This is a genomic window from Clostridium sp. MT-14 (assembly GCF_042436595.1).
Taxonomy (GTDB): Bacteria; Bacillota; Clostridia; order Clostridiales; family Clostridiaceae; genus Clostridium_B; species Clostridium_B aromativorans.
Genome location: NZ_JBHMIY010000022.1, coordinates 46097 through 71631, shown reverse-complemented (window position 1 = coordinate 71631; position 25535 = coordinate 46097). Strand labels below are relative to the sequence as shown.

Here is a 25535-nt window from a genome sequence, read left to right as displayed (position 1 = left end):
AAAGTACGCCCTAAAGCAGTCTTCCGCTCTAGGGCTAAATTTATTAAGCTGGCTGTGCTGGAGCCGTATTAGTTGCCTCTTGCACAGGAGCCACAATACTCTGCATATCAGCAACCTTCTTTTTCAATTCCCCGTTTTCCTGCTGCAGCTGACTTTTTTCACTCTGGAGCTGTGAATTTTGAGTTTGAAGCTGCGATATTTGAGTTTGAGCCGCCGTCTGCCCAGCTGACTTTTTCTCTTCTGGACTTTTGAGTTCATATACTTTACTCTCTATCGCCCCGGAAACTATGGTTTTTACATTGTCATCCACTTCTATACCCAACTTTTGAAGTACACTATATACATAATCTTCAGCACTCTTTTTCCTCTGGTCCGCTGGAAGCTGTGAAGATATATTGAGCTGCTGAGCTTGCCCTACACCTATCTCCGCATAGTGTTCTATCATACTCAAAATATTCAGAAACTTGTTGCCCGGTACTATAGCTTTTGCAGCATCAGTATATTTTTTAACCTCCTGCAGACCGTTGTCAACCTTTTGTAATATTTCTCCTGTGTCAATGCCCTTCCTCTTTAAAGCTGGCAGGAGCACCAATACTGCAGCTCCCACTCCAATGGCCAGCCCTATAACAATAAATAATATAGTTAAACCTGACATTTTTATTTGCCTCCATTTTTTATAAAATTTAAAACAGCCTGNAATACTGCAGCTCCCACTCCAATGGCCAGCCCTATAACAATAAATAATATAGTTAAACCTGACATTTTTATTTGCCTCCATTTTTTATAAAATTTAAAACAGCCTGTGCTGTTTCATATCTATCCGTACCGCTGATAAGTTCTGTTAAATAGCTTGTATACTGCTCTTTCTTCCCACCAACAGCATAAACATTCTTCACTTGAGAATAATCAAATTTTCTGGCATTGGAAATCGTAGGACAATTTAAAAAATCAGCCAGCAATTCCGCGGAATGCATATCAGCACCGTAGTTATATATCACAATAGCATCCATTTTCTTCTTACCTCCTTTTACAAGATTATAGAAATCCTCCGCCATATAATTAAGGTCCACACATCCGGACACACCTGATATTTGCCCCTTGTCCGTATACTGCCATATGGCATATTTGCTCCACAACGTAAAACCTGGAGAGTTCACTCCATAATGGGCAACCCAAAGAGGATACTTTGTTATTTTGGAATTTAAATGTTCCTTTATATAGCTTGGATTACAATAAATCACCGCCGGCGCTATAGAAGATATGGCATCCAGAAATGCCAGGCAGGCATCCGTCATGTCCCCGCTGCACTGTTGCTCGAAGTCCAGCACAACAAAATCAGGCTCCGCACCTGCCGCAATCTGTTTAAAAAAATTGGCTTCCTGGATGGCCTTTTCCTTAGTTGCAAATCTTCCAAAAGCATAAGCCCCGGTAACAAGTCCCAGGGCTTTGGCTCTTCTAATATTGTCATTATAAAATTTATCTACAAAGGTACTCCCCTCGGTGGCCTTTGCGATTACAAAGGAATTACCGGCATTTTTAATTAAGCCCATATTTATAGGGCCATTTAAATTACTTATGTCTACACCTTTAATCAATTTGATTACCTCCTTACTTTATTTTTTTAGTTGTTCCAATGTATTCTCTAACTTTCTAGGTATTGGAACACCTAACTTAACCGCATTTTCCAATATACTTATTCCCTCTATGGCCACATAAAAATATATAACCATAGTTCTAAATGTCCAACATTGTCCAAGTAGCCTGTCTAAAAGTACGGCCAGTATTAAAATTAAAAGTATTGTAAATTTTTTCTTAAGCCCCTTAAAGCCCCTGGAACTATTTAGATCTTTTTCTTTCCACCCGCACATAAGCCCCGTAGCATAATCCAGGACCATACAGGACACCAATACCTTTAACCCTACTTCCCACCCTCCGAAGCACCATGTAAACAATGCCCCTATTGTAGAGCCCGTAAACCCTATGGCCACTAATTTTCCTGTAAACTCCTTAAAATAGCTTATAAGATATTCCATTTCTAGCCTCCTGTTTAAGTATTTAAGGTAAAAAATAAAAAAGCTATCTCTAGCTCTTCGGTACCATCATCCTAACCTCAAATTGATTATCCAAGCTATTAATCAACTTATTTCCACCTTCATCTGGAGTAAGTAGTGCTAATTTCAAGTCATCTACTCCATAATCATTGAACCATTCCTCTTTTTGAGTGTTATCTGTTGGTATGCCTAATTCTGTTAATGCATTATCCTTTAATGAATAATATTCATTATTTTGCATTATTAAGTACTTATTGGGAGATTTTTCAAACCATAGTTTAGGATACTCTCCATCTTTTAATATCCACACTTTAGTAACACCATCATCTAATACCTCAGTATCCCATCCTACAAAACTTGAAGGAGTTTTCATTTGTGCTGTTGTTAATCCAGTTCCTGCTGCTGATGTAGCTTGCCCAGATGTCTCTTTGTCCCAATATGAATTTGCTATTAAAGTAAATATACCTTTACCACTTATTCCTCCTGTGTAACTGCTACCACTTATATGACAAATGGAATATGAATTAATTAAAATGCATCGACTTCCATTATATCCTCCTATTAATCCACCTACGTAATTGTTTCCATTTATATTACCTGTAGAATATGAATTAATTATAGTTGTATCTATAGCACTGCCAAATAAAGCACCAACACCATCTCTGCCGATTACATTAATATCTTGTAGTCCTATATTTTTAACAGTTGCTCCTTGTCCAAATCCCAATAATCCAAGATAAACACTATTAGGATGATTTGTATATAAATTTTTTATTATATGACCATAACCGTCTAGACTTCCCCCAAAATTTCCCGAAAAATTAAGCCAACCAGTTCCAGTATTATATGGAGATATATTTAAATCTATATCTTTAATTAATTTATACGCTTTAGTTAAATTATTTCTTATAGCATTTAAATCATCAGCATCTTCTATTAAATATGGATTAGAGGATGTTCCATCTCCACCTGCAAAATTTCCATTCGACATTTTTTCACTTCCTTTATACAAAATAAACAGAGCCTATCTTCATTCTATTTGTAATTTTTTAGTAATTAATTTTAACATCTCCACTAAATTTTAAAGACACTTGTAATTGAGTATTGCTAGCATAAATAACATCATAATCAGTTTCTTTAGCTTGTATCCATTTGCCCTGTCCATCATACTGTAAATCCAAATTATCTACATTTTCTACATCTGAAATATTATCCATAGATAGTAAATAAGCGAACCTTATTTTTTTATTTGCATTTAATAAATTCCAGTAGGTAGAATTAATAGCATTGAAAGTACTTATATCAATTCCTTTTACTTTAATATCTTCTACCGTTAAATTTACATCTTCCCAGTGATCTGTATTAAATGTTTTCCATGTTGCTCCACTATCTGCACTGCACACTATTCTTAAATTATTTCCTGTACCTGTAAGTTTGAAATAGTCTATATTTTGAACGTAGCTTAAATCTTTATCACCACTTGCAATTAATAATCTATCTGGTGGAATTGCTGTTAAATTAATTATTTCATTATCTCCATCTTCACTTTGCTGTATATCACTTATATCTTTGAAAATACTTTGATCTATTTGACAAGAATATTCTTTATTATCAGTTCCAATATCCCCTTCATAAGCCATTTGATAATCATATCCCATTTTAAGATGTGCGGTATCATCAAAAGCAATCATATCATCAGGTTCAAAATCACTAGATTCAGCGTTACTAAATGAATTTAGAGTCTTTATAATGTCTTGATCTCCCTGCTGAAATTGCAATACATTAACTCTAGGAACTTTGAAATCTACTGTATTGATTGGGATATCTACTATATACGGAGAATCAGTACTTCCTACTACTCCCATTTTACTTACTTGCTTTAAGCTTAGTCCTGCTGCTCCTCCTGTGTTTTGAAGATCTACAGTAGTAAATTTTTGTTGATCTGCTGAATAGATGACTATTTGTTTATCCTCTTTATTCACTACATTTACGTCATCCAAGCTTTCAAATCGGGTTACTCTGTGAGATATTATCTCATCCAATATGTGTTGTCCTGTCCATCCTGTAGAACTATTTGTTACACTATCATCTAAAACTGCATCTTTATTTAGAGTTACACTAAAAAATTCACTCATATACTTCACCTACTCATTTATAACAAGTTGAAAATCTCTTACCGAAAAATTATGATTGTCAGCATTTTTAGTTATTTTTACAAATATGTCTTTGCTCTGCCCTTGCGGCAAGTCAAAAGTTATAGTATCGGAATAAGTTTCACCATCCAAACTCAACTGAATCAAGTCATTACTGGCAGTTTCTATCCCAATATTCAATCCTGTATAGTCTGCAGTATCCATGTTTTTAATCGTTATGCTTTCATCCAAATCTTTTAATATTCCAGGGTTTGTATTGGTAACAACTAATCCGTTATAGACTATTTCAAGTTCATACTGACTGAATACATATACATCACCATATTTTAAATCTATTAGTTCGGATCTGTATAGCTGATTTCCATCTGCATCTTTAAAAATAAAATATCCACTCATATTAGAGTCTAGAAATACTTTACACTCCATATTGCTATCAAAGACTCTGGTTTTGAGTAAATTGTCATTTTCATCATACAGTTCACAAATAGTATTTTCAGGGAAGTTCTGTAGTGTAACATAGGGGCTTGCATAAACTTTGTAATTGTCCAATACAAAATCTTCACCACTATATTTTTCAAATCCCTGGTGAAGTATTTCCTCTGCAAAATTCATTCCACCTATATTGGTATAATTAGCCCCATCATCACTTACATAAGCCTGGATATAATTATCCTGTTTTAATATTTTCCAGAACCTATGCTGTTCATCCTGTTTTTTATCCTTAATACCAAAGGCATATTTTTCATTGTCAAAATACAGCGCCGCATAATCATCCTGCTTCATTAAATCAAAGTTTTCTTTTTCTACTTCCAATACAAATTCAGCATAATTAAAATTTCTCTCAATCTTGCTATTGCTAATTAGTTTCACTTTTCCAGTAGAAATATCTCTCGTTACATTTGCACTTCCAGCAAAATCACTAAAAGAAGAGGTCAAGAAAAAATTCTCAACCTCCAGCAATCCATCTTTAACTTTTATAAGCTTCATATACTCACATCCTATACATTAGGCTGCATCATGTAATCATATGGTACGAATTCAACGACTTGAACGTCAGCTGTTCCAGTACCTTGTGCTATCAATAGTTTGGCCTGTTCAAGTGCATCCTGATAGCAATTAGTCGAATAGGCTTTTATAGGGTCTCCAGTATCATCCGTTGTCCCTCCGTAATTCAATTGGACTAAATTTTTGCCTTGGATAACTCCCCATTCTTTCTGCCTTGGTTTTTTAAAATCTATTGTACTAGGAATTGTTGCCACTTTCATCATCTCCTAAAATATTTTTCTTCTCTATATTCTGAGTCTCTATATAGTAATATCTTTTACCTTTCGTCTTATCTAAATCTTTCATCAGATCACCGTTTTGAGCAATTCTATTAAAGTTTCTTTCTATATCCATAGCCTTTGGATTTCTCCAAATTGGAACTAAATTAAATTCATGATTTTTTAAATAATCTATGAGATTTGCTATAAGTATACCTATAGCTTGCAATCCATTATCCAGATTCAAAAAGTATACTTTCTCTGCTTCCCATCTTATCCATCTATAAGCCCTGTAGTAATCTACATTAGGATTTGAAGTATTTAAATTATACCAATCATAGATAAGTTCCATAATAAACTGCATTGATTCTTTGCCAGTGCAGCATAGCCATCCTTGTACATTATCATGCCATATCATTACTAGGATATTTACAATATCCAACATTATTTCTATACTTACAGCATAAGCAGGAATATTCCAATCTATACCCCAGGTATTTCCCCAACCTATAGGATGGTTGGTAAATCTCAAATATTCATAATCTAGATTGTTTAATATGTCTTGATTATAGCTAAAATCTTTACTAGGAATAACTAAATTGTCTCTTGGATCTGTAGGATCCAGCCACCACCATCTTTTTGTAATCTCTATAAATTTGTTATAGTTGGCCTCTTTATACAAATCCTTACTAAGGCTACCTAAGTTATAGCTTTTATTTTTAAATATGTTAAGTATAGAAGCATTTAATAATGCTTCTTCCGCTTGCTTATAAATATTAGTAAAGCTCCTATAATTCAGATATTTGTTAAATATTTTATTCGTATTGGTAACAATCTCTCTCTTTAAACTAAAATTTTTATTATAGTAAATATTTTTGTCTATTTTCCTCCTAAGAACTTTATAAAATCTGTTTTCAAACATATAATCAAAAATAATCCTAGCCAAGCTATAATGATTGAATTTAAAAGTTTCTCTATAACTATACTTATATGCAAATATTTTTTCTATACATTTGTAAATATTTAAACTGGCTATTCTATATGCTGTTTTACTTATAGCCTTCTTATTAATTTCCTTTGATGTAAGTTTGTTTACTATTTTGTCACTGGAATTTTCAATTATATTCTTCAAATATGCCCTCTCAATATAATGAATCACAGAAATTTCATTAATATTTATGAGTTTTTTTGGCAAAAGCTGTTTTGCTACTATACTTTTAAAAGTTTGTTTTTCATCAATCCTTTCAATAAAGATTTTGTGGGATAAATTCACTTGAATATTTTCTCTATCCAAAATCACTTCCATATTTCTTTTGTAAAATTCATTTTGCCATTCTCTTGTAATCTCCACATCTTTCTCTATACTTATAATTATGTTTTGCAGTCTTTGCAAATTTTTATATTTACCAATATACAAATTATAGTTAGTACTGTTTCCTACTTCTTTACTTGTTTGTATATTTATTAAAAGATTATGTTTTTCCAATTCCAATTCATTACTTTTGATAAAATTCAAATAGCCCCTCTCTAAATAATATGCTAATTTTATATCTAATAAAATATTACATCTTTCTAGTTCGATATTATTAGTTTTAACTAGGCCTGGCAATATTGATTTAAGACATAAAATTCTATTTTTGTTTACATCCCTATGCCCTATTCTTAATTCTTTCAGAGATTCCTTTATGAATTCATAAGATGATTTATGCAAAGTTTTCTTGCTATTTTTATATAAAACATGCCTGGAGCCAGAAAGTGTCTTTGAAGACTCTTTCTCAATTTCATTTAGTTTCTCCCTTACAAGCCATCTTTGATTAGCTTTTATGATTTGTCCTGAAGTATCATATTTAAATTCAGTAGAATAAATATTCCCTGCATATTTAAAGCCACACAAGGGAATTATATGCAAGGTCATTTAACCACTTCCTATTCAGTAGCCTTATAGCACCTAATGGCAACGCAGTAATTTATATTTGCACTATTATTCAGGAAATTAAACGGTGCTGTTACTTTAAACTTTTTGTAATTCTCTTCGCTATCAGTATCCTTCATATACACTAATTTGTCCCCATCATATATACTTGAGGAATCACCTGCCAACACATTAATCATCTTTCCTCTTTCCATATCAACAGGATGAACCAAAGTAATATCCGAGAATTGATGCTTTTTATGATCCCACCTACTTCCCTCTGCATTGCATTTATCCATAAATGGATTAGTTGTATAGAAAGCTGGATAATGTGGCTGATAAGGCATACCTATTTTATTTGCAATCATACATACATCTGTCACTCCTGTGGCAGTTCTTTCACCATATGGATTGCTGTAGTTTGGCTCAATATCACTGGATGTCGTTATCCCAAAATTATATTCATCATCTGTGTATGCGCTATCTTCTACAGGTTTTAGTGCTCCGATATAGCAATAACTAGTCAAATAATTTTCATAGGGCGCTACATCTGCCGAAGGATCTCCTCTAAGTACAAGATTTATGCTATCTTTAGTAACATTTAACCAATATTGTACTGGTAAAAAATCTTTTATTTCAGGTTGCAGATTTCTATACCATGCCAGCCTGCAATTATACTTTTCCTGTATATCAGAAGATACATTTATATTGTCACCTGCTTGGTTAAGTTCCTTTGCTATCTGTAGCCTTATATTATTTAATGCCTGCCCACTTGTCATGGCACTTACATAGTCACTGTAGCCTCCTGTATCACCTGCCATCATCTCTAGGACTTGTGCATCTGTTCTATGTCCTGTGCCTCCTCCTCCAATAGAATACGTGTGTAAGCTTTTAAAATTTACTATAGCTTGTTTTTCTTTAGTGGTTAATTTCCTTGCCACCCTGTCAATTTTTACATAAAAAGATTTTCCGTATGACGTAGTAGCTTTTATTATACATGTGTCATTCTGACTGGAAGATGTAAAAACCGTCTGTACTTTATCTGTAGTGCTGCCATCTGTAATTAAATTTATTGTGGTTCCTTCTGATGTACTACCAATTTTATCTATGCTATCCGGTACTACCAAATCCCACTTATAAATTCCAGCGTTTTGGGTTATTTCCGTAACAAGTGTTTTAACTAAATTCTTCACGCTGGTGTTGCCTTCAACGTAGTAAAAATCTTCTGTCACTGCCATCTAATTACCTCCTATTCTCTAAATAAATCTTTTCTGATAAACATATCTGTTATTTTCTTGGTTTTTAAATCTATACTGCATACTCCATATCCAAGAGAACTATCATTAACAACTTTTATATTATATTCTTTGAGAAGTATTACACCATAGAGTCTTTTTTCATATATCTTGATATTTACAGGATCCTTCAGTGACTCTCCGTTAAAATCATGAACATATATCTCCAAAGTTTTATCGTAATGCCCTTTAACTGATATTATTTCGGGATCATTGTTTGTCATATGCTCTACATAGTCCCAGTTTAAATAAAAACCATCATATGATTTGTTTCTATATGACACATGCATATCTCCTATAATCCCATGAAGGTCCACATCACAAGGTGAATTTTCTTCCCACTGCATACGAATCGCTATATCCCAATCGTTTGGTATATCATTTATATCAGGATTTTCGGGAGCTCCTGGATCTATCGTAGTTTCTTTTCCTTCCAGATATTCTAAGTCAATTAAAGTTTGCCTGCTGTTACCGCTATTATTATGCAAAATAAAAGAAACAGGCGTATTGGCATTTACTTTGTAAAAGGTATTAAAGTATTTATGTTCCCCTATTTCCTTCGTAGTTGCACTATCTATTATTTTATTTTTATCTATAACTAGGCTATATCTATCATCCTTTTTCCATCCCGTCTGGTTTAAATGCAGACCAGTGAGAAAAACATCCTTGTCAAAAACAAAATCTTTCTTATAATCACTTATTATTGCCGGTATATCCAATAAAGCTCCATGAACTTTCTGAACGCCTGTATATTCTCCTAATATGAATTGTTCTATCTTATTTTTAAGGCCCTTATACTTCTCATCCGGCAACAAATCCTCTATTTGACTTAACAAAGATTCTACATTCCCAGTATCCAATTGAGGATATTTGTCTTTCATTGCATCATCTATAAGTTCAAGCAAATCTTTCTTCAGTTGGCCTGTCAATTCATCAAAATTTATAATGTACTTTGGTAGGCTCACTTTATGCATCCTCCAGTATATTAAAATCTACCCACAACACCTTAGACGATCCGCTTATATTATTAAATATAAAATCTATCTTCTGCCCTGCAGTTACCGGGTAGAATACATTAAAGAATTTATTTTCTCCATACTCTTTAGTTCGTACACCAGTAAATAAAGTATCCTCTCCAACTTTTAAATCCCAAGTATCCTGGAAATTCCATGCTGATTGAGAAGTGGTTATTCCAGTTATTCTTCCATTAGCAGGTATAGTAAGTTCTATTGTATAGGCTCCGGTACTTGCTGGTATCTGGAGCATCTCCCCATATATTTTCTGCGTACCACTTATACCTAAGTTTCCAGCCAATCCATCTAATTTAACTCCAAAAGCGTTTAATGCTTCTATCAGATCTGCATAATTCACGCCTTGAATTTTATCTCTTATTTGCGTAAGTAAATCTTCTATATTGGATGTAGGAACTGTTATGCTCCCGATATCAACATTAACTCCATTTTGTAAATAATCTTTTATTGCATCTACTAATTCATCAAAATTTATAACATAACTTGGTAGGCTCAATTAAATCACCACCTAAACATAATCTATATTATCAACCAGATCGTTTGAATCCTTATTAATTTGTATTGTCTTTGTGCTGCCATCAGGATAAGTTGTTTTAATCCTATATACTTTTCCTGATGAATCCCTAATAAGTTCTTCTGACCACTCTTCTGAACCAGTTCCATATATACATTTAACTACTTTCTTCGTATTAGAATCTCTTACAAGCTGTACAGGATATTCAACAAGTTCATCCGTATAGGGCTGTTCCCCCGTATCAATAGAAATCCTATTACCTACATTTCTTTTCCTAAGCTCCTGATTTAATATATACACAACCGGATCCCTAAAATTCTTAAATCCCATGCCTGACATTTTAGCTTGCCTCCTTTATTAGTCCGGAAGCAAGTAACTTAGGCAACTCATATATTTTTGTTTTATCTCTCATGCCTTGAAGCTGTAATATGTTTGTATACCCATTATCAGCATTGACTTCCGTATCTATTCCAACTACTAAATAATATCCTGGATCTGCATTGTCTCTTAATAATTTTACTATATGGCCTATATCAATGTCCCTATTTCCAGCCGTGGGAAGTATAGTTAAAGGTGTACTGTTCCTCCAGTATTCTAGGAACTGCCATCCTGCTACAGCTTTCCTTTTTTCCTGTGTATTTGCAAGTGGATTATCTATTATGTCATACCATCTTTCATCATTCAAATATTCAGTCATGGTTGGATCTTCAAATTTATCAAATGCAGTATAGTCTTTATTTTCAATTTTCACAGGGCAAGTTATTTTAAGCACGTTTTTCATTAAAGATGCATCCCTTCCAGCATTATCAGAAGAATTATTACTAGAATCCCTGTATGTCCAGTCAAAATGGTTTGAATCTCCACCACCCTCAATATATGAAGGATATTGATCTTCTAAATAAATGGTACCACTTTTACCACACCTGATAGATGCATGCATTGTTTCTATAAAATTCTGTATAACATCCATAAAAACAGTGCCATCAGATATAGTTAAGTTTGAAATACTGTAGTTGGTACCACCTGAACGGTGGAAGCTCAGCCCTACTCTACTTATCAAATTCGCAATGACATCTGCTGCAGTAGTCGCTCCATATTTTATCTCTCCATCACATACATTCAAGAGCCTATAGAACATATCATGGCATGTTAAGGTTATAGTTTTATCCTCTTCATTGTATTCATATTTTTTAATGACTCCTGAAAACTGGCATACAGTATCAAACCATATTTCTATTCTTGCATAATTATCTATGATTCCTGAAGTGCCTCCCTGAAACGCAGCTAGAGGCAGCTTTTCATACTCCATAATTATAGTAGCTTCAGCAACTTGTGTATCTCTAGCTCTGTTTATCCTTATACTTACAAGACTGTTTCTGACTATAATTTTATTCGCATCCTCAGTACCGTAATTTACATAGCCCATCTTTTTATATATCTCTACTCTAAAATCCATCATCATCACTTACCCATCCAGAAACATCATGATTACACAAAAGCTCTGTAGATATATAATATATGTCCCCTTCAATAGGAGTATCAGGATCAAATTTCTCCTGGATATAACCTTTGTAGGTAACTCCAAACTCATTTATAAGTGTAAATCTCTCTGTGTGCCTGCTTAAAAAGGTTAAATATTTTTGTGTATTGGCCTGTGTTTCTGCATCTGTATTCCCTTTGATTTGAAATGCTGCAGTAAATTCAATTATGCAATCAGACTTCACATTCTCCTGGAATTGAGTATAACCAGAAATAGTCCTTATACCCTTCCTGAAATAAGATGGACGGGGTGGTTTATAGTTTGTTATAATAGCGCCCGTATCTGTGCCATCTGAATATAAAAATTGTATATTAAATCCTTCAAGTCTTGGTATATCCAAACTGAACCACCTCCTAGTCTCTTATAACATCATTCATAAAGAAATCCACCAATCCATTTTTCAGCGAACTCTTTGCCATGGATTTTACTTCATCTGTAAGCTTTGCAGTCCCTTTTTCTCCAGTATCGGCTACAGTTACATATAGATTTATTTTTGGATCAAAATTAAGGAGCTTAGTTCCAAGATTGCCTAATCTATCTTTATTACCACTTTCATAGGCTCCGCTTAATGCAATATCATCTAAATTAGGGTTAGCCTTGCCTACTCCCAATATTTTTTCAGAGAATTTAGTTACTTGTTGCCCTAATTTACTTTCCATAGAAGCCATACCGTTTATAAGCCCTTGACCAGTAAATGCTCCATATTCAAACATAACAGTCGAAGGAGAGTGTATTCCCAGTGCTCCTTTTATGCCATCTTTTATGATTGAAGCTACAGAACCAACCATATCTTTTAGTTTTCCTAATACACTTCCTATGCCTCCTATTAACCCCTCTACAATAAATTTACCTATATTGTAAAAAGCTATGCCTAACCCACCTAATATTATCTTGTAGCCTTCTATTTCCACGTGTAAAAACTTGCCAAAAAGTTCAAATGCCTTTTTCCACAGGCTAACACTAGAATTTATTGTAGAATTCAATATTTTATAGGTTTGTATAAGCTTAAGAAGCACCGAGTTATATTCTAATGCATCTTTAGTTAATGTTTTCCAGCATTTATGTGCTTTAGTAAAGAAGGTATCTGATAATGAAATAAGTTCCTTATATTTCCTTGAAATAACGTATAATACACTTAAATAACCTTGTTCAACCATACTTGCTGCATTCCATTGAAGCCATATCTTGTGCCATACATATTCTGCCGTAGGTAATAAATCATTACGATAAGCATCTCTAATATAACGTATCCATGATTCATGGTCTATCATTGGTCTAAATAATTTGTTCCAAGCATTTAATGTTCTTACACTAAAATTATCAACTTGAGCACTCAAATTCTTATATGCCTGTGCTGTTCTAGATAAATTAGTATTATAAGCAACCGCATTTAATGCACCTGTAATTTGATTTTGTTCTTTAATCAATGCTTGCATTTGTCCTAGTTGAACTTTATTTGCACTGGACCAATTCTTAAAAAGATTTGCTTGAGCTGATTCTATGCTATTAATTGCTGTCAATTCTTCTTTTTGTGAATTTTTCAATCCATTTATGGCATTGATAGTATCTTTACTATAAACATTTGATTTGCTGTTTTCAGGTATTGGTATTTTATAATTTTTAAGTCCTTCATTTATTGAATCAGTATATGATTTAATAAACTCCTGACCTGACTTCTTCCCCAATTCAATAAAATCTAATTTATTATTTGGTTGAAGGTTGGGCTTTAACTCCGGGCTCTCTGGCATTGAGTTTTTCTCTTGTATATTAGCTTCATCAGCTAAAGCCTTTGTTTGCTCACTAACATCATCCATCTTGTTTTGCATTCCATTTATTAAGCCCTGTCCTATATTTTCTCCATAATCAGCAAATACTTTGGAAGGTGAGTGTATGCCTAGTACCTTCTCAAATTTGCCAGTTACAGCATTGGCAGTCTCGCTAATTTTATCTACAACAAATTTATCTTTAAGTCTTAATCCTTCTATAAGACCATCACTTATATACATCCCATATTGAACAAATGATCTTGAAGGTGAATGTATCCCAAGTACATTTTTAAACTTTTCTTTAATAGAATTTGCTATGGATTTAACCTTATCTTCTATTTTTCCGGCCATACTACCAATTCCATTAAGTAAGCCTTCAAATATAAATTTTCCTATGGACTTGAAAACTGATCCAAGCCCAGTGAATATCAGTTTCCATCCAGAAACAGATGCACTTAAAAATTTCCCGAATCCGTTAAATATTATTTTCCATCCAGAAACAATTACTCCCAATAGTTTTCCAAAGCCTGTAAATATTAGCTTCCATCCTTCAACGGATTTAGATAAGAAGCTTCCAATGGATTTAAATATATTTTTTATAGCATTTCCAAAAGCAGATGCGTATTTCTTAAAACCATCCCAATGTTTTATAACTTCGTATACTATTAATCCTAATCCTGCTATTATTCCAATTGTAATTAAAACAGGCGGATTAATAATTGCTGGCAAAAGCTTAAAAACATTTGCAGCATTTCTAAAACTCTTAAAAATATTTCCAACATTTTTTGTAACATTTCCTATATTTTTCAGGGCTCCAACCACTGTAGCAGTTGATGTTATTATTTTACTGAAAATAATCATTACAGGTCCAAAAGCCGCAGCCATAATTCCAAGATAAACAATTGCAGTTCTAATAGGCCTTGGTAAATTAGAAAATCCATTGGCTAGAGCAGATATGAAATTTGCAGCTCTTTTAATCCCTGGTGCAAGTACATCTCCTATTCTTATACCTAAAGTTTCAAGTGACCCTTTCATTGATTCAATAGCGCCTTTAAGATTATCCTGCATTGTGTCGGCCATTTCTTTTCCTGCACCATCACAATTTTTGAGCCCCTTTTCAAGCTCTCTAAATTTATCAGGCCCTTGATCTACCAAAGCAAGCATTCCAGACATAGCTTCTTTGCCAAATAATGTTTCCATTACGCTAGCCTTTTGTTGTTGTGTAAGTCCAGAAGTTTTATCTTTTAATTGCTGTATGACATCTCCCAAAGGGAGCATTTTCCCATGTGCATCAAAGAAGTTCATTCCTAATTCTTTCATTGTTGATGCTGCTGCTTTTGTAGGGCTTGCCAAATTAGTCAATGCACTTCTCAAGGTTGTACCAGCTTGAGAACCCTTAATCCCTGCATTACTTAATAATCCTATGGCTGCAGTTGTATCCTCAAAGGAGATTCCAAGAGAGTGAGCAACTGGTGCAATATACTTCATTGCTTCTCCCGTATCAGTTATTCCTGCATTGGTATCCGCCGCAGTTTTCGCCAATACATCTGCAACATGCGTAGCCTGTCCAGCTTCCATTCCAAAACCTCTAAGTGAGCTGCCTGCTATATCAGATGCTGTTGCTATATCAACATTTCCTGCCGCTGCCAAGTTCAACATTCCAGGCATAGCTTCCAATATTTCATTGGTTTTAAAACCCGCAGATGCTAAATTTTCTTGTCCTTCGGCAGCTTCTGTAGCACTAAATGCCGTATCGGCTCCAAGTTTAATAGCCTGCTCTCTTAATTTAATTTATTTAAGTCATTTCCTGTTGCTCCCGATATAGCTTGCACTTTGGACATTTGAGCTCCAAAATCCATGGATGTTTTTACTGCAGCAGCTCCAACTCCAGCAAGAGGTATCGTAAGTGCCTTAGTAGCAGTGGAGCCAACTGTATTCATGGCTCCACCTAAGCTTTGTATCCTAGTTTCCGTGGAATTATTGGAATTCATAAACTGCTTCATTTGCTGCCCTGCACTTTTAAGACCATTTGTAAATCTCGAAGTATCTAACTCCATAAAAGCTACTACAGAACCTGCATTTATTGCCATGATCTCACCTCTTTTCAGCATAATAAAAACACCTACTTTTTTCAGTAAGTGTTTATTCTTAGAATTTCTAATCTTTAATTTATATTATTTGTGAACCATCCAATTAGTTAAATAAATCATCAATCAGCAGGATTACCCTTATTAGTGTAAGTTATTGGAGCATCTTTGCCTGGTATCTTATCGCCTCTCAATGTCAGTGTACTTTCATTAATAAATATCACCACTTCAGCGTTCCAACTGTCCCACAGCTTTCCATAGTAATTTTTAGTAGGTTGTCCATCCTGGCTGTCATTAAATGTACTAAGCTGTCTTATAGCACTATCTATTAGACTTTTAGCGTTTTGTTCATTTAAAGGTACTTTTGTTTGTATTGCTATCTTGATAGTGCCTTTATCATTATGAGCTTTTATTCCGACATCTTGAACAAATTCATTTTGCTTTAATGATTTAACCGTTAAATCAATGGCGTCCTGCTTAGGAGCCACTAAAGCTTGACTCTTTTCTTCACTGTCTCCACAACCAGATAACCCTAACATTAATATACCTATTAGCAATATCGGCAATACTTTTTTCATGATATGCCTCCCATAATATTTATTTTATTCGGATAAGTTTTACTATATTGTAACAAAATATTCATATTTTGTCCAATATTAGCCATTTTATAGAGGCTTATTATGTTTCATCATCCATTTAATTGTCGATATATTATTATTATTATCTGTAACTTGCCTTTTATTATCACCCCATTTAGGAGTTCTTGGCTTTTCTTTACAAAGTTCGCTCAATATATAATCACATGCCTCATCAAAGCAAAATGCATCATAATCATTTTCTATTCTTAAAATTTGACTTGGCCTTATTTTGTAGGCCTTTGACATCACTATTACTGATAGCACCCTTTGTGATCTTACGAAAGGATTTTAACCCTTCCACCCCCTGCTGGCTGTAGGCCCAAAGTTCAAATTTCTGCACATCCGTGAGCTTTAAACCTGCTTCTTTTAATTGCTCTATACTCGGCTCAACCAGAGTATTTTCGCAAATTATATCTATTATTTTCCCATATTCTTTTAAGTCTATTTTTTGAATATCTTCCTGATAAAATAACTTTCTTGCTACTCCTAAAAGCTGATTAGGTATTTCTCCACTTTGGCATAGTCCCAAAATTGAAAGTCTTTTTACTCTTACCCGAATAAGTTTATCGCCAGCAAAAGGCTGCAATTCTATCACTTCTGTAGACTGATTTTTTAATTCTTCCATACTTGTTACTTTTAATTCATCCATTTAAAACCCTCCTATGCTGTAGTAAACTCAACTGTTACTGATGTTGTATTGCCACTTCCATCAGCTTTTCTTATGGATGCCGCAGTAGCCTCATAAGTTACACCAGCGCTTATACTTGTAGGCACAAAAGTAATAATCTTTTTAGTTGTATCCATAGTTACATCACCTGGAACAACTGATCCATCTGATTTTTTAGTAACCTTGAAATTAGCAGCTATCACATCTGCATCATTTACAGCATCAGCAAAAGTCCATGTTACTCTGCAATCAGATCCTATGGTTACTCCTGGTGTACCTGTAGATTCATCCGGATTAGTCGGTTCTGGCGGATTGGGTACAGTTGGTGTAGTCCCTCCATCATCTACGCTTGGCAATTCATCTACAAAAGTAATATATACAGGTTTCTCACCTTTCTTGGGCCTGCTAGTTGATTCAAATTCTGGTACATAAAACTTTCCATCCTCGAATTGAAATTCAACCGGTGTTCCTTTATTATGTTTGAAAGAAAATTTTGCATACCTAAGAGTTGAAGAATCATAGTCCTTCTCCTCACTATATAGATTTAAAGTATACGGTGCTTTATTAACTACCTTTCCTACTTCAGGCCCTTCATATCCATTTTCTGTAGCTACGCCACCATCTATCAATGCCATAAGCTCTGGCGAAAATGTATTGTCTGTAAGCTTTGTGTTATATCCAATACAAATATCATCAGTTCTGTTCATAGCAATTATTCTATTTTTAACTCGTAAAATGTCCTCTTTCCCTTTACTTAAATCAGGTTTTGCATCTGCTTTCTCAGCAGTATCAAAAATAAAGGCTTCGCCTGTTGTTTCATTTATTATCTCTGCTAACGCTATATTGGCAATTGGCAAAGATGAAGTTTCAGTCTCTGACATTCTTTTTTACCTCCTCAATCTCTGAAATGTTTGATATTCAATAGTTTGCGTGTATCCATTTACTGTATTATCCAAAATAACCGGTGTAATATTTCCTGTAGGTCTTATATACTCTCTCAATTCACTTAAAAAGCCTTGAATTTGGCAGGTGTAAGGTTCTATACCTGAATAATTCGTGGCGGGGTAATATATAATTGCATCCAATGTCTGCGAACCTATCTGATTGCTCCCTTGAAATCCCATGGTCCCTGTATTCTTTACTACAACATAAGGAGATGCACATTTTCCTTCATGTTGTCCTGGAGAATATACATCTATTCCCTTAGTTTTTAGTAATAAAAAAACACGCTCCCATACGGTAAGTGGCTCATACAATCCATCTATATAATTTTGTAGTATATCCCCTGGAACTGCATATTTAAAATTAGCCTCTGCCATATCATCACCTTATTTTAAAAGATTAGCCATGCCGCTAATAAATTCAGGGGTAAGTTTCCTAACTGTTGGTCTTAGAATAGCATATTTACCTTCATTAGCAAGTTCCAATTGAGAAAAAGAAGGAGCTACTTCCATGCCGACTTCATCATCTCCGCTTTTACCTCTAGCATGTGCCAACTCAAGATATGGGGAATATTCCATATTGCCAGCTACATAAGCACTGCATTTATTATCATTTTCCCATTTGAATCCGCCTTTTATCGTCTGCCTTGCATTTCCGGTCCTATCTTCCCATTTTGCATTATTCTTAGCATAGCCTTCCATTTTTTTACCGGAGCTATCACAATAAACTCCTACTGCCGATTTCATTCTATTGTGTACTTCACCCATTGTAGCAATCTTTTTTAACATATCGGTAGCATCAAATTTAAATCCATCCACGGTTCTCACTCCTTCCTTTTCAAATAAGTATCCCAGACAATATCTTGAATGTTCCCTTTGTCTATTATTTCATACATAACATCATCAAGTTTAAAATAGTCATGCTCTTTTATTTTTTTAACCTCGTCATCAACTATCATCAAAAGCCTGTCCTGATAGTTCCTGTTTAAGTTTGCAGCATCTGTGCTATTGTTGACTATATTAACAGAAGTGCTTCCTATGTGGTAATATCCTTTAACATTACAGACATATTGATCTTCCTCATATTCTCCAAAAACATTTTTTCCTGGCCTCAAGATTATTACATCTTTCATAAACGGGGTAACTTTTCTCACAAGCTGGTTTCTTATCCTCTGCTTTTTAGTCTCATCCCATCTCATTGCCCATCAGCTCTTTTCATGCTGGTAATATAATTCGGTGCTGGTTTAAATTGTTTTGCAAGTACAAGCCAATATTCTCTATTGCTAGAAAGCTTTATGTTGGATAGGGTAAGCGAATCATCTGCTACAGCTTTTTTCATGCATCCTTCATAAGATGCAGCCTGTACATCTCCATTATTTTTATCTAGCAACAGCTGTAAATCCTCATCATCAAAATAAGGATACTCTTTCTCCTGGAGGTTAAATTTCAATATATTCAAATCGCTGGTCATAATCTTCACCTACTTACTGGGCGGATTTTGTGATGTTTGCTGATTCTGTACTGGCGGAATATAGCTTATATATCCTTTACCCTGAAGTTCTTTTAAATCAGATTCCCTTATCTTGAGTTTTTCTCCTGCCTTCTTAATTTCATTGTCATATTTCATGTTCAATTTAAGAGTTACTTCAACCATAGTTTCTTTGACCGCTGCCATTTATATCACCCTTTCATAAAATAAAATTGAGCATAGAGAAAATTGAAATCTCTATGCTACTGTTGCTATAAATACCTCATCTGAATGCTCAAATGAAGGCATACAAATTTGAGATACTTTTGTCTGTATCTGCACTGGATCTGTTTGTTTTACAGTAGTTACAGCTATACCATTTCTAACTATAGAAACATTAGCAGATGCGCCACTCATCAAATCAGCTTCCTCAGGGGTTGTACCGTAATGAGTATTGCCAAGAGTACCTTTTGGAATTAATGTTATCTTGTTATCTGGATAATACGGCAGCTGGGTAGTACCATCTTCAGCAAAATATTTCCCGTTTTCAATCGCTACGCTTACCCCCAATTTATTTTGAAGATATGCAGTTATGATTGCATCAGTCATTATAGTTGTGCCATCTTTATTTATATCAAGCTTTATAGCTTTGTTTTGCTTGATTAAATTGAATGTAGCCTTGGTCATAACAAGTATTGAAGGAGTTACCCCCTGATCTGTTTCTATGGTATTTACCCACCTTTCTATATCTCCTACAATGTCAGCATTGTCAAAATCACCCCATTTGGCAGTTCCAGCAAGTACTTCCTGATGGCCTGCAGGTATTTCAAAATCCAGTGATATATCTGAATCATCTGTAGAAATATATATTTTGCCGTCTGAAAGTAATTGCATTCTCATTCTTTCGGCTTGAACATCAGCACCATCAACAAGAGTAGAAATATCGCTGTATATATTATTAAGAATTAAATCTCTCATCTGCTGATTATTGGCCTGCATAGCTAAAAGTAAATTCTGCCTGTCTCTTTCCTTTATTACAACAGATTCCTTGAAAAACGGCATTTCTTTAGTTTTTTCATCAACACTAGCCCTTAATGCTCTAACTCTTACAGCTACATCAAAAGCACTAGGCTTCAACGCTACTGCTTTATTCTTAGCTCCCTTTATAAGAGTTATATCTATCCCCATTTGTTTTACTGCTGGAAACAATGCTGCTCCTAATAAATTTTGCGGCGGTAAATTTGTTATATATGTTGTTATGTTCTCAGGATTTAAAACATCCATAAAATTAATAGGCATTAATTATCATCTTCCTTTCTAGACTATTGATATAAGTTTCATTGCTGCAAGTGCTTCGGCTGCAGGCTGAGTAGGTATCTGTTTGCTGTCTATAATTCCATGAACAACTACCGGCACTGTTTCTGTTCCAGTAGACTTGGTAAAATCTACATCTTCATATACAAAACCATAAGCCGTAGCGTCATTAACTATTTTCCCAGTGTTATCTACAATACTTCCAGCAGGTAATATCTTTTTTCCATTTGAATCGGCTGTAATTAATGCAGCACTAACTTTAACAGGTAAACTAATAAAGTGCTGTGCATCTCTAAGTATATTTTTGTTTTCTCCAAATATTGTTCTTGATGATTGAATACTCAATTTTTATTCCCCCTTTATTTTAATAAGAAATCGTCTATACCTTTGGCTGCTTCCTGCTGCTCTGCTCTCTGTTTTGCGAGTTTTTCACCTATATTCATAACTTTATCTGTACCGGATGATCCAGGATTGCCTATATGGCCAGTCCCACCTTTGCCCTGATTTCCACTTTGATTTTCATTTCCAGCATCATCATCAAACAAATAACCATCAGATTCCTTCAAGCCTTCAAGCTGTTCTTTTAACCCAATAATATCTTCTCCGTCTAGTTTCAAGTTTTCTAGGTTTAAAAGTGCTTTTACAGTCTTAGGATTTTTGGCCTTGGCATCTGTAAGAGCTTTATCAAGTTTAGTATCAAAATTCAGTTTTTCAATCTTGGCTTCATAATCTCTGGCAACATTTTTATTTTCATCTTTGAGCTTTTCAATTTCCGCTGTGAGTTCCTCATTTCCTTTAGCTTTCTCCTTCAAGTTCTCAAGTTGTTTATCCCTGTCCTTTAGCTGTTTCTTATAATCCTTAATTGAATTATTGGCAGTATCCAATTCGGTTTTCTCAACATAACCCGTGCTATCCACCAAATCAACATCAGCATATTTCTTTTTAACGTCTTCTGGTATCTGGGCAAAAGCAGCCTCTCCTAAAATTTCATTTAACTTCGGCATTACACTGTTCCTCCTTATTTTTATTTATTAAGTCATTAATTTTAACCGTGATATCATTCTTCACTGCATCAGGAACCCTTTTATCTTCTATGACCCCTTTCAAAATATTTATAAATCCATTAAATGCATTAGTTCCTGTAATATCTACTTTTACAGATAGATCTTTTGGCATTAATATAACCTCCCTTCTAATTCAGATCAAAAATAAAAAGCCTTATTTCTAAGACTTATTGGAATTGCAATTTTCATTAATGGGATTTAACATAAAAGATTTCATTATATTTTCATGTATCTGTTCCAAGCTTGTATGTATATCACCATACTCACCCATTTTAATAGTTATGGGAGTATAAGGTTTTGCTGCTGGTTCCATTAAAGAACTTGTTAAACGTGCTCCACAATTATTTGATAGTTTCTTGGGTAACTTCAAATATGCACAAACCTCCATTCTTTTATTGCTACACTTTTTAGCATCCGGGCATTTTGAACATTTTTCTGACAATCTACTTATAGAACTCATAATTTACTCCCTTCATACTTTTGCCTAAGCTCCTGCATTATTTCTTTGTTTTGTTGGACTATTTCATCATACCTCCCCTTTTATCTGCATAAAATGAAGTATACTCCTGATTACAGTATGGACAAACAAAATAAGTTCTCTGGACATTTTCATCTATCCATTTTGTTTTAAGTTTTTTTATTTCAAATTGTTTCCCACATCTATCACAGTTTACCTTCAAATTTTTAATAGATTTTTTCTGCAAAATGTAATCCCCTCCATAAATAAAAGCACCTACTATTTTCACTTAGTAAGTGCTTTTTAATACCACGCTACAAGATCATTGTCTTTAAAATCCTTTTTTGAAGCATATTCCTCAATTCTTTTAATAGCATGTGCAGCATATCTTTTCCCAAAATCTTCTGTTGAATCCTTTAGAAATAATCTTTCTTTGGTTTTTAAATCTAGTGCTACTTTCCCAGGATGTTTTTGGTTATCCTCCGGGAAATACTCATATATCACTCTATCATCCGTCAATTCTATTAATTTTATAGTTACCAATACCCATCCCTCCTCAATCTAAATTATTTTCCTTTAAGTATTTAATTAGCGCCTTATCGTAGTTATATTTACTTTCAGCTAATTTATGGGCTTCCTTATAATTTTTATTATATCTGTTCATCAGCTCATATTCAAGTCTTTCATGTTTTAACATTATTATGTCATGTTCTTGAATACTTTTTCCTTCTCTAAGTCTTTGCCATGACTGTGACATATCATAATCAGCATCAAAATTTCTATGCCCTCCATATAAATCATATTTATTTATAAACACATGATTATAAACTTTTTCTATTGATTTGACATCAATTCCAGTATTTTTAGATATTGTTTCTATCTCTAAATTCTTATCTCTATTTCTCACTGATTTATAGTATTGTTCAGCATGTTTTTCTCTTAATTTATTATCAGGATCATTTTTACCCGTCAATGCCCCTCTTATTGCTCCTTTGTCTTTTGCTATAGTTTTATTTCTCATGTCTTTAAATGATTTTAGCCATTTTCTCATAGCTAACCCTAACTCATTAGGCTTTGAGAGTTCTGCATTCATAAATACTTCTGCAAAAAACTCCCCATAACTTTCCCTACCGTATCTTGATATGTTACTATTAAAATCAAATTTAGGATTATTTTTCTTTGCGATATCAATTATTTCGTCATAACAACGCTTTTTAACCTTCATTTCAATATCGGTATACCATTTAAGCACTGCTTTTGAAGTCTTTCTCTTTGTGTTTATAAATTGCATAGGCTTGTCAGGTATCCAGCCTTTAGCCCTCATTTCATCCTCTATTAATTTATTTTGAAGCATATGCCCATATTCATGTGTAACGGTACTTATAGATAATTCTTCATTAGTTAGTGCCCTTGGCATAAAATAACCCTTCTCTGTCGCTGTTTTCTCATATTTTATTAATTTATTAAAATTACTGTAATCATCTGGACACAAAGATAGATTTTGTCTGGTCGGATTCGTTGCTTCGTTTGCTACATAAGCAATTGCATTGCCACCTCTGCTTGATGAGCATATAGTAGTATTTACAGAATCATGAATTACACCATATTTATTCTCTAATTTTTCTAATTGTCTTGTATTGTTTATTATTAATTCTGGGTCGACATTTTCCATAAAACTATCTTCAACCTCTGTAAAGCCTACTTCATTTATAAGTACTTTCTTCGCATCTTCTATTGTTTTTATACCATTATTTGCTGTACTTTTAATACCTATTTTACTCTCTCCACTGAAATAATTGCCATATTTATCATACCAGGAATCCAGCGCTGGATCATTGCCACCTTTTACCCAGCTATTAAGTCTGGAACCTATATTCTCCAAACTATCATCCAACAAAGGTTCTTGATAGCACAAACCATTCGGATGATCCATTGGGCAATTTTTAAGCAAATACTCTTGTCCATCTCTTTCTTTGCAAAGAGGACATGTCCTACCTGGGGCAAATACGCTGTGCCATTTTACTTTATTGACAAAAGGATTTTTCTCACAACTTTTAAGCATTGATAATGTGTAAGCATGGCTTATGGAGGTTCTTGCAAGTCTCTGGGCATTATAATCTATTGTTTTAGCCACATTAGGGTAAACTTTTTTCCAGTCCCAATCTTTTTTAGAATTCGGATTTACATATGTCTGGAGATCTTGAGCTAATTCATAAGCGCTCTTCTTTTCTGCTATACCCTTTTGAATTATCCTATCAATGTCCCCATTTACTTTATTGCCATTAAACCATAGTCTTTGAGAAAGCCCTTTGCCATCTTTATAAAAGTCTCCTGATACAATATCCTTCAGTACATCATTAGGAACACTAGAAAACATATTTTTAAAAGATTCGCTCATCCCCAGACCATTCTCTACATTGATCTGTTCAAAGAAGTTCAGCTGTATATCAGTGGCATTTTCAGCACTCTTTTCTATATTCTCAGATACAATATTTTTAAGCACTGAATTCATTTGCTTAATCTGTGTTCTTACAGCTTTTTTATAATCTTTTGCCCATCTCTCTGTGAGGCTACCCTTTTTCGCTTTATTTGCTTTTGTCTCCAGACTTTTGGCAACATCTCTATATAAATCTCTTATCTTTTTGTATTGATTTAAGGTCAATTTGGATTGTTTTTTTCTGGAATCTTCAATTAATTTTTCATATTTATTCATAGTACCACCGTTCCAAATTCTAAACATAAAAAAATAGCACTTGATGTGCTATAAAAAATTACTGTTTTATTGCTCTGTACCCTGCTGATTCTGCCTCTGCGGCTGTCTTAAAATAAACATTATTGCTGGTTTTTTGCATCTCTTTTTCATAATATGGATCTCCAGGCAGGTGATATATCTTACTGTCAGTGTCACCTATAATTGTCCCTTTTCCACTTGCATCCACATATTGATTCCCACTGCTCGTAGTAGTTGTTGTATTTGAACTAGCATTCTGTACTGGAGTAACATCAATTTTTTGAACAGGTATTTCCTTGACTTCTTGAACTGGAATATCTTGAAACGTAGACTTTTTTACACTTCTAGGTTCAATTGCCACCACTGGTCCTTTTACAGATACATTAGATGTTTTAACATCAGTAGTATTTACATTATTTGCTGTTACATTATATTCTCCAAAGAACATTAAGAAAAATAATCCTAAATACAAAACAGCATATATTCCATATCCTAATCCTGCTTGCCACTTCTCCCTAAAAAGTATTGGTTTAGTCATAATAGATAATATAAACAATACCAGAAATATGAGTCCTACAACATAATATATCCACTCAATCATAAGAATCTCTCCCTATCAAGATGATACTATTTATGCATATTGT

At 34.0% G+C, this 25535-nt stretch carries 33 protein-coding genes; all 33 read right to left on the bottom strand.

Annotated features, from left to right (window positions below; translation table 11 throughout):
• Positions 1 to 43: 43 nt before the first annotated feature.
• Positions 44 to 655 carry a hypothetical protein gene (locus tag ACFHWD_RS14665; protein ID WP_378062514.1) on the bottom strand — a complete coding sequence of 204 codons (612 nt, stop codon included), beginning with the start codon at positions 653 to 655 and terminating at the stop codon, positions 44 to 46.
• A gap of 109 nt (positions 656 to 764) precedes the next feature.
• On the bottom strand, positions 765 to 1595 hold the full coding sequence (locus tag ACFHWD_RS14660; protein ID WP_378062512.1) for a glycoside hydrolase family 25 protein: 831 nt from the start codon (positions 1593 to 1595) through the stop codon (positions 765 to 767).
• An 18-nt stretch (positions 1596 to 1613) separates the two neighbouring features.
• A complete protein-coding gene (locus ACFHWD_RS14655; RefSeq protein WP_378062510.1) occupies positions 1614 to 2033 on the bottom strand; it encodes a holin family protein in 420 nt (139 codons plus the stop codon).
• Positions 2034 to 2082: 49 nt separating this feature from the next.
• Entirely contained in the window at positions 2083 to 3042 is a 960-nt protein-coding gene (locus tag ACFHWD_RS14650) for a hypothetical protein (RefSeq protein ID WP_378062508.1), read from the bottom strand.
• Positions 3043 to 3100: 58 nt separating this feature from the next.
• Positions 3101 to 4186, bottom strand: a complete 1086-nt coding sequence (locus ACFHWD_RS14645) for a signal peptidase II (protein ID WP_378062506.1) — start codon at positions 4184 to 4186, stop codon at positions 3101 to 3103.
• A gap of 9 nt (positions 4187 to 4195) precedes the next feature.
• Positions 4196 to 5191, bottom strand: a complete 996-nt coding sequence (locus ACFHWD_RS14640; protein WP_378062504.1) for a hypothetical protein — start codon at positions 5189 to 5191, stop codon at positions 4196 to 4198.
• Positions 5192 to 5202: 11 nt separating this feature from the next.
• The gene (locus ACFHWD_RS14635; RefSeq protein ID WP_378062502.1) at positions 5203 to 5469 is read right to left on the bottom strand and encodes a hypothetical protein; all 267 of its coding nucleotides are present in this window, start codon (positions 5467 to 5469) and stop codon (positions 5203 to 5205) included.
• A complete protein-coding gene (locus tag ACFHWD_RS14630) occupies positions 5447 to 7381 on the bottom strand; it encodes a hypothetical protein (RefSeq protein WP_378062500.1) in 1935 nt (644 codons plus the stop codon). Before ACFHWD_RS14630 ends, ACFHWD_RS14635 begins: the two co-directional genes overlap by 23 nt.
• A gap of 11 nt (positions 7382 to 7392) precedes the next feature.
• Positions 7393 to 8616: a hypothetical protein gene (locus ACFHWD_RS14625; protein WP_378062499.1), complete on the bottom strand. Its 1224-nt coding sequence runs from the start codon at positions 8614 to 8616 to the stop codon at positions 7393 to 7395.
• An 11-nt stretch (positions 8617 to 8627) separates the two neighbouring features.
• Positions 8628 to 9638, bottom strand: a complete 1011-nt coding sequence (locus ACFHWD_RS14620; protein WP_378062497.1) for a hypothetical protein — start codon at positions 9636 to 9638, stop codon at positions 8628 to 8630.
• A 1-nt stretch (position 9639) separates the two neighbouring features.
• Positions 9640 to 10200, bottom strand: coding sequence for a hypothetical protein (locus ACFHWD_RS14615; RefSeq protein WP_150356078.1), 561 nt, complete (start codon positions 10198 to 10200; stop codon positions 9640 to 9642).
• A gap of 12 nt (positions 10201 to 10212) precedes the next feature.
• Positions 10213 to 10557 (bottom strand): hypothetical protein, encoded by a 345-nt coding sequence (locus ACFHWD_RS14610; RefSeq protein ID WP_150356077.1) that lies wholly within the window; start codon positions 10555 to 10557, stop codon positions 10213 to 10215.
• Position 10558: 1 nt separating this feature from the next.
• A complete protein-coding gene (locus ACFHWD_RS14605) occupies positions 10559 to 11680 on the bottom strand; it encodes a hypothetical protein (RefSeq protein WP_378062494.1) in 1122 nt (373 codons plus the stop codon).
• Positions 11664 to 12098 (bottom strand): hypothetical protein, encoded by a 435-nt coding sequence (locus tag ACFHWD_RS14600; protein WP_378062492.1) that lies wholly within the window; start codon positions 12096 to 12098, stop codon positions 11664 to 11666. The genes ACFHWD_RS14605 and ACFHWD_RS14600 overlap by 17 nt, the downstream gene beginning before the upstream one ends.
• A 13-nt stretch (positions 12099 to 12111) precedes the next feature.
• A complete protein-coding gene (locus ACFHWD_RS14595) occupies positions 12112 to 15294 on the bottom strand; it encodes a phage tail tape measure protein (protein WP_378062518.1) in 3183 nt (1060 codons plus the stop codon).
• Positions 15295 to 15305: 11 nt separating this feature from the next.
• Positions 15306 to 15635, bottom strand: a complete 330-nt coding sequence (locus ACFHWD_RS14590) for a hypothetical protein (protein ID WP_378062490.1) — start codon at positions 15633 to 15635, stop codon at positions 15306 to 15308.
• Positions 15636 to 15733: 98 nt separating this feature from the next.
• On the bottom strand, positions 15734 to 16189 hold the full coding sequence (locus ACFHWD_RS14585; protein WP_378062488.1) for a hypothetical protein: 456 nt from the start codon (positions 16187 to 16189) through the stop codon (positions 15734 to 15736).
• A gap of 253 nt (positions 16190 to 16442) precedes the next feature.
• Positions 16443 to 16898, bottom strand: a complete 456-nt coding sequence (locus ACFHWD_RS14580) for a hypothetical protein (RefSeq protein ID WP_378062486.1) — start codon at positions 16896 to 16898, stop codon at positions 16443 to 16445.
• An 11-nt stretch (positions 16899 to 16909) separates the two neighbouring features.
• Positions 16910 to 17797, bottom strand: coding sequence for a hypothetical protein (locus tag ACFHWD_RS14575; RefSeq protein ID WP_378062484.1), 888 nt, complete (start codon positions 17795 to 17797; stop codon positions 16910 to 16912).
• Between the two features lie 6 nt (positions 17798 to 17803).
• Positions 17804 to 18235 (bottom strand): hypothetical protein, encoded by a 432-nt coding sequence (locus ACFHWD_RS14570; protein ID WP_378062482.1) that lies wholly within the window; start codon positions 18233 to 18235, stop codon positions 17804 to 17806.
• Between the two features lie 9 nt (positions 18236 to 18244).
• Entirely contained in the window at positions 18245 to 18676 is a 432-nt protein-coding gene (locus ACFHWD_RS14565) for a hypothetical protein (RefSeq protein WP_378062480.1), read from the bottom strand.
• A gap of 5 nt (positions 18677 to 18681) precedes the next feature.
• Entirely contained in the window at positions 18682 to 19056 is a 375-nt protein-coding gene (locus tag ACFHWD_RS14560) for a hypothetical protein (RefSeq protein ID WP_378062478.1), read from the bottom strand.
• Positions 19053 to 19328 carry a hypothetical protein gene (locus tag ACFHWD_RS14555; protein WP_378062477.1) on the bottom strand — a complete coding sequence of 92 codons (276 nt, stop codon included), beginning with the start codon at positions 19326 to 19328 and terminating at the stop codon, positions 19053 to 19055. The genes ACFHWD_RS14560 and ACFHWD_RS14555 overlap by 4 nt, the downstream gene beginning before the upstream one ends.
• 9 nt (positions 19329 to 19337) lie before the next feature.
• Positions 19338 to 19532 carry a hypothetical protein gene (locus tag ACFHWD_RS14550; protein ID WP_150356067.1) on the bottom strand — a complete coding sequence of 65 codons (195 nt, stop codon included), beginning with the start codon at positions 19530 to 19532 and terminating at the stop codon, positions 19338 to 19340.
• A 51-nt stretch (positions 19533 to 19583) separates the two neighbouring features.
• Entirely contained in the window at positions 19584 to 20624 is a 1041-nt protein-coding gene (locus ACFHWD_RS14545) for a major capsid protein (protein WP_150356066.1), read from the bottom strand.
• Between the two features lie 18 nt (positions 20625 to 20642).
• A complete protein-coding gene (locus tag ACFHWD_RS14540) occupies positions 20643 to 20984 on the bottom strand; it encodes a hypothetical protein (RefSeq protein WP_236035030.1) in 342 nt (113 codons plus the stop codon).
• A 14-nt stretch (positions 20985 to 20998) separates the two neighbouring features.
• Complete coding sequence (locus ACFHWD_RS14535) at positions 20999 to 21643, bottom strand: phage scaffolding protein (RefSeq protein WP_150356065.1); 645 nt, start codon at positions 21641 to 21643, stop codon at positions 20999 to 21001.
• Positions 21627 to 21815: a hypothetical protein gene (locus ACFHWD_RS14530; protein WP_150356064.1), complete on the bottom strand. Its 189-nt coding sequence runs from the start codon at positions 21813 to 21815 to the stop codon at positions 21627 to 21629. Before ACFHWD_RS14530 ends, ACFHWD_RS14535 begins: the two co-directional genes overlap by 17 nt.
• 48 nt (positions 21816 to 21863) lie before the next feature.
• The gene (locus ACFHWD_RS14525) at positions 21864 to 22163 is read right to left on the bottom strand and encodes a hypothetical protein (RefSeq protein WP_150356063.1); all 300 of its coding nucleotides are present in this window, start codon (positions 22161 to 22163) and stop codon (positions 21864 to 21866) included.
• Between the two features lie 58 nt (positions 22164 to 22221).
• Positions 22222 to 22407: a hypothetical protein gene (locus ACFHWD_RS14520; RefSeq protein WP_236035028.1), complete on the bottom strand. Its 186-nt coding sequence runs from the start codon at positions 22405 to 22407 to the stop codon at positions 22222 to 22224.
• 56 nt (positions 22408 to 22463) lie between these two features.
• Complete coding sequence (locus tag ACFHWD_RS14515) at positions 22464 to 22703, bottom strand: hypothetical protein (protein ID WP_150356062.1); 240 nt, start codon at positions 22701 to 22703, stop codon at positions 22464 to 22466.
• 13 nt (positions 22704 to 22716) lie between these two features.
• Entirely contained in the window at positions 22717 to 24900 is a 2184-nt protein-coding gene (locus tag ACFHWD_RS14510; protein WP_378062472.1) for a hypothetical protein, read from the bottom strand.
• Between the two features lie 31 nt (positions 24901 to 24931).
• Positions 24932 to 25492: a hypothetical protein gene (locus tag ACFHWD_RS14505; protein WP_150356060.1), complete on the bottom strand. Its 561-nt coding sequence runs from the start codon at positions 25490 to 25492 to the stop codon at positions 24932 to 24934.
• Positions 25493 to 25535 lie beyond the last annotated feature (43 nt).

Coding starts and splice junctions, on each gene's coding strand:
- ACFHWD_RS14665 (WP_378062514.1), bottom strand. CDS start 655: ATGTCAGGTTTAACTATATTATTTATTGTTATAGGGCTGGCCATTGGA.
- ACFHWD_RS14655 (WP_378062510.1), bottom strand. CDS start 2,033: ATGGAATATCTTATAAGCTATTTTAAGGAGTTTACAGGAAAATTAGTG.
- ACFHWD_RS14650 (WP_378062508.1), bottom strand. CDS start 3,042: ATGTCGAATGGAAATTTTGCAGGTGGAGATGGAACATCCTCTAATCCA.
- ACFHWD_RS14645 (WP_378062506.1), bottom strand. CDS start 4,186: ATGAGTGAATTTTTTAGTGTAACTCTAAATAAAGATGCAGTTTTAGAT.
- ACFHWD_RS14640 (WP_378062504.1), bottom strand. CDS start 5,191: ATGAAGCTTATAAAAGTTAAAGATGGATTGCTGGAGGTTGAGAATTTT.
- ACFHWD_RS14635 (WP_378062502.1), bottom strand. CDS start 5,469: ATGAAAGTGGCAACAATTCCTAGTACAATAGATTTTAAAAAACCAAGG.
- ACFHWD_RS14630 (WP_378062500.1), bottom strand. CDS start 7,381: ATGACCTTGCATATAATTCCCTTGTGTGGCTTTAAATATGCAGGGAAT.
- ACFHWD_RS14625 (WP_378062499.1), bottom strand. CDS start 8,616: ATGGCAGTGACAGAAGATTTTTACTACGTTGAAGGCAACACCAGCGTG.
- ACFHWD_RS14610 (WP_150356077.1), bottom strand. CDS start 10,557: ATGTCAGGCATGGGATTTAAGAATTTTAGGGATCCGGTTGTGTATATA.
- ACFHWD_RS14605 (WP_378062494.1), bottom strand. CDS start 11,680: ATGATGATGGATTTTAGAGTAGAGATATATAAAAAGATGGGCTATGTA.
- ACFHWD_RS14590 (WP_378062490.1), bottom strand. CDS start 15,635: ATGCTGAAAAGAGGTGAGATCATGGCAATAAATGCAGGTTCTGTAGTA.
- ACFHWD_RS14585 (WP_378062488.1), bottom strand. CDS start 16,189: ATGAAAAAAGTATTGCCGATATTGCTAATAGGTATATTAATGTTAGGG.
- ACFHWD_RS14580 (WP_378062486.1), bottom strand. CDS start 16,898: ATGGATGAATTAAAAGTAACAAGTATGGAAGAATTAAAAAATCAGTCT.
- ACFHWD_RS14575 (WP_378062484.1), bottom strand. CDS start 17,797: ATGTCAGAGACTGAAACTTCATCTTTGCCAATTGCCAATATAGCGTTA.
- ACFHWD_RS14570 (WP_378062482.1), bottom strand. CDS start 18,235: ATGGCAGAGGCTAATTTTAAATATGCAGTTCCAGGGGATATACTACAA.
- ACFHWD_RS14560 (WP_378062478.1), bottom strand. CDS start 19,056: ATGAGATGGGATGAGACTAAAAAGCAGAGGATAAGAAACCAGCTTGTG.
- ACFHWD_RS14555 (WP_378062477.1), bottom strand. CDS start 19,328: ATGACCAGCGATTTGAATATATTGAAATTTAACCTCCAGGAGAAAGAG.
- ACFHWD_RS14550 (WP_150356067.1), bottom strand. CDS start 19,532: ATGGCAGCGGTCAAAGAAACTATGGTTGAAGTAACTCTTAAATTGAAC.
- ACFHWD_RS14545 (WP_150356066.1), bottom strand. CDS start 20,624: ATGCCTATTAATTTTATGGATGTTTTAAATCCTGAGAACATAACAACA.
- ACFHWD_RS14535 (WP_150356065.1), bottom strand. CDS start 21,643: ATGCCGAAGTTAAATGAAATTTTAGGAGAGGCTGCTTTTGCCCAGATA.
- ACFHWD_RS14530 (WP_150356064.1), bottom strand. CDS start 21,815: ATGCCAAAAGATCTATCTGTAAAAGTAGATATTACAGGAACTAATGCA.
- ACFHWD_RS14525 (WP_150356063.1), bottom strand. CDS start 22,163: ATGAGTTCTATAAGTAGATTGTCAGAAAAATGTTCAAAATGCCCGGAT.
- ACFHWD_RS14510 (WP_378062472.1), bottom strand. CDS start 24,900: ATGTTTAGAATTTGGAACGGTGGTACTATGAATAAATATGAAAAATTA.
- ACFHWD_RS14505 (WP_150356060.1), bottom strand. CDS start 25,492: ATGATTGAGTGGATATATTATGTTGTAGGACTCATATTTCTGGTATTG.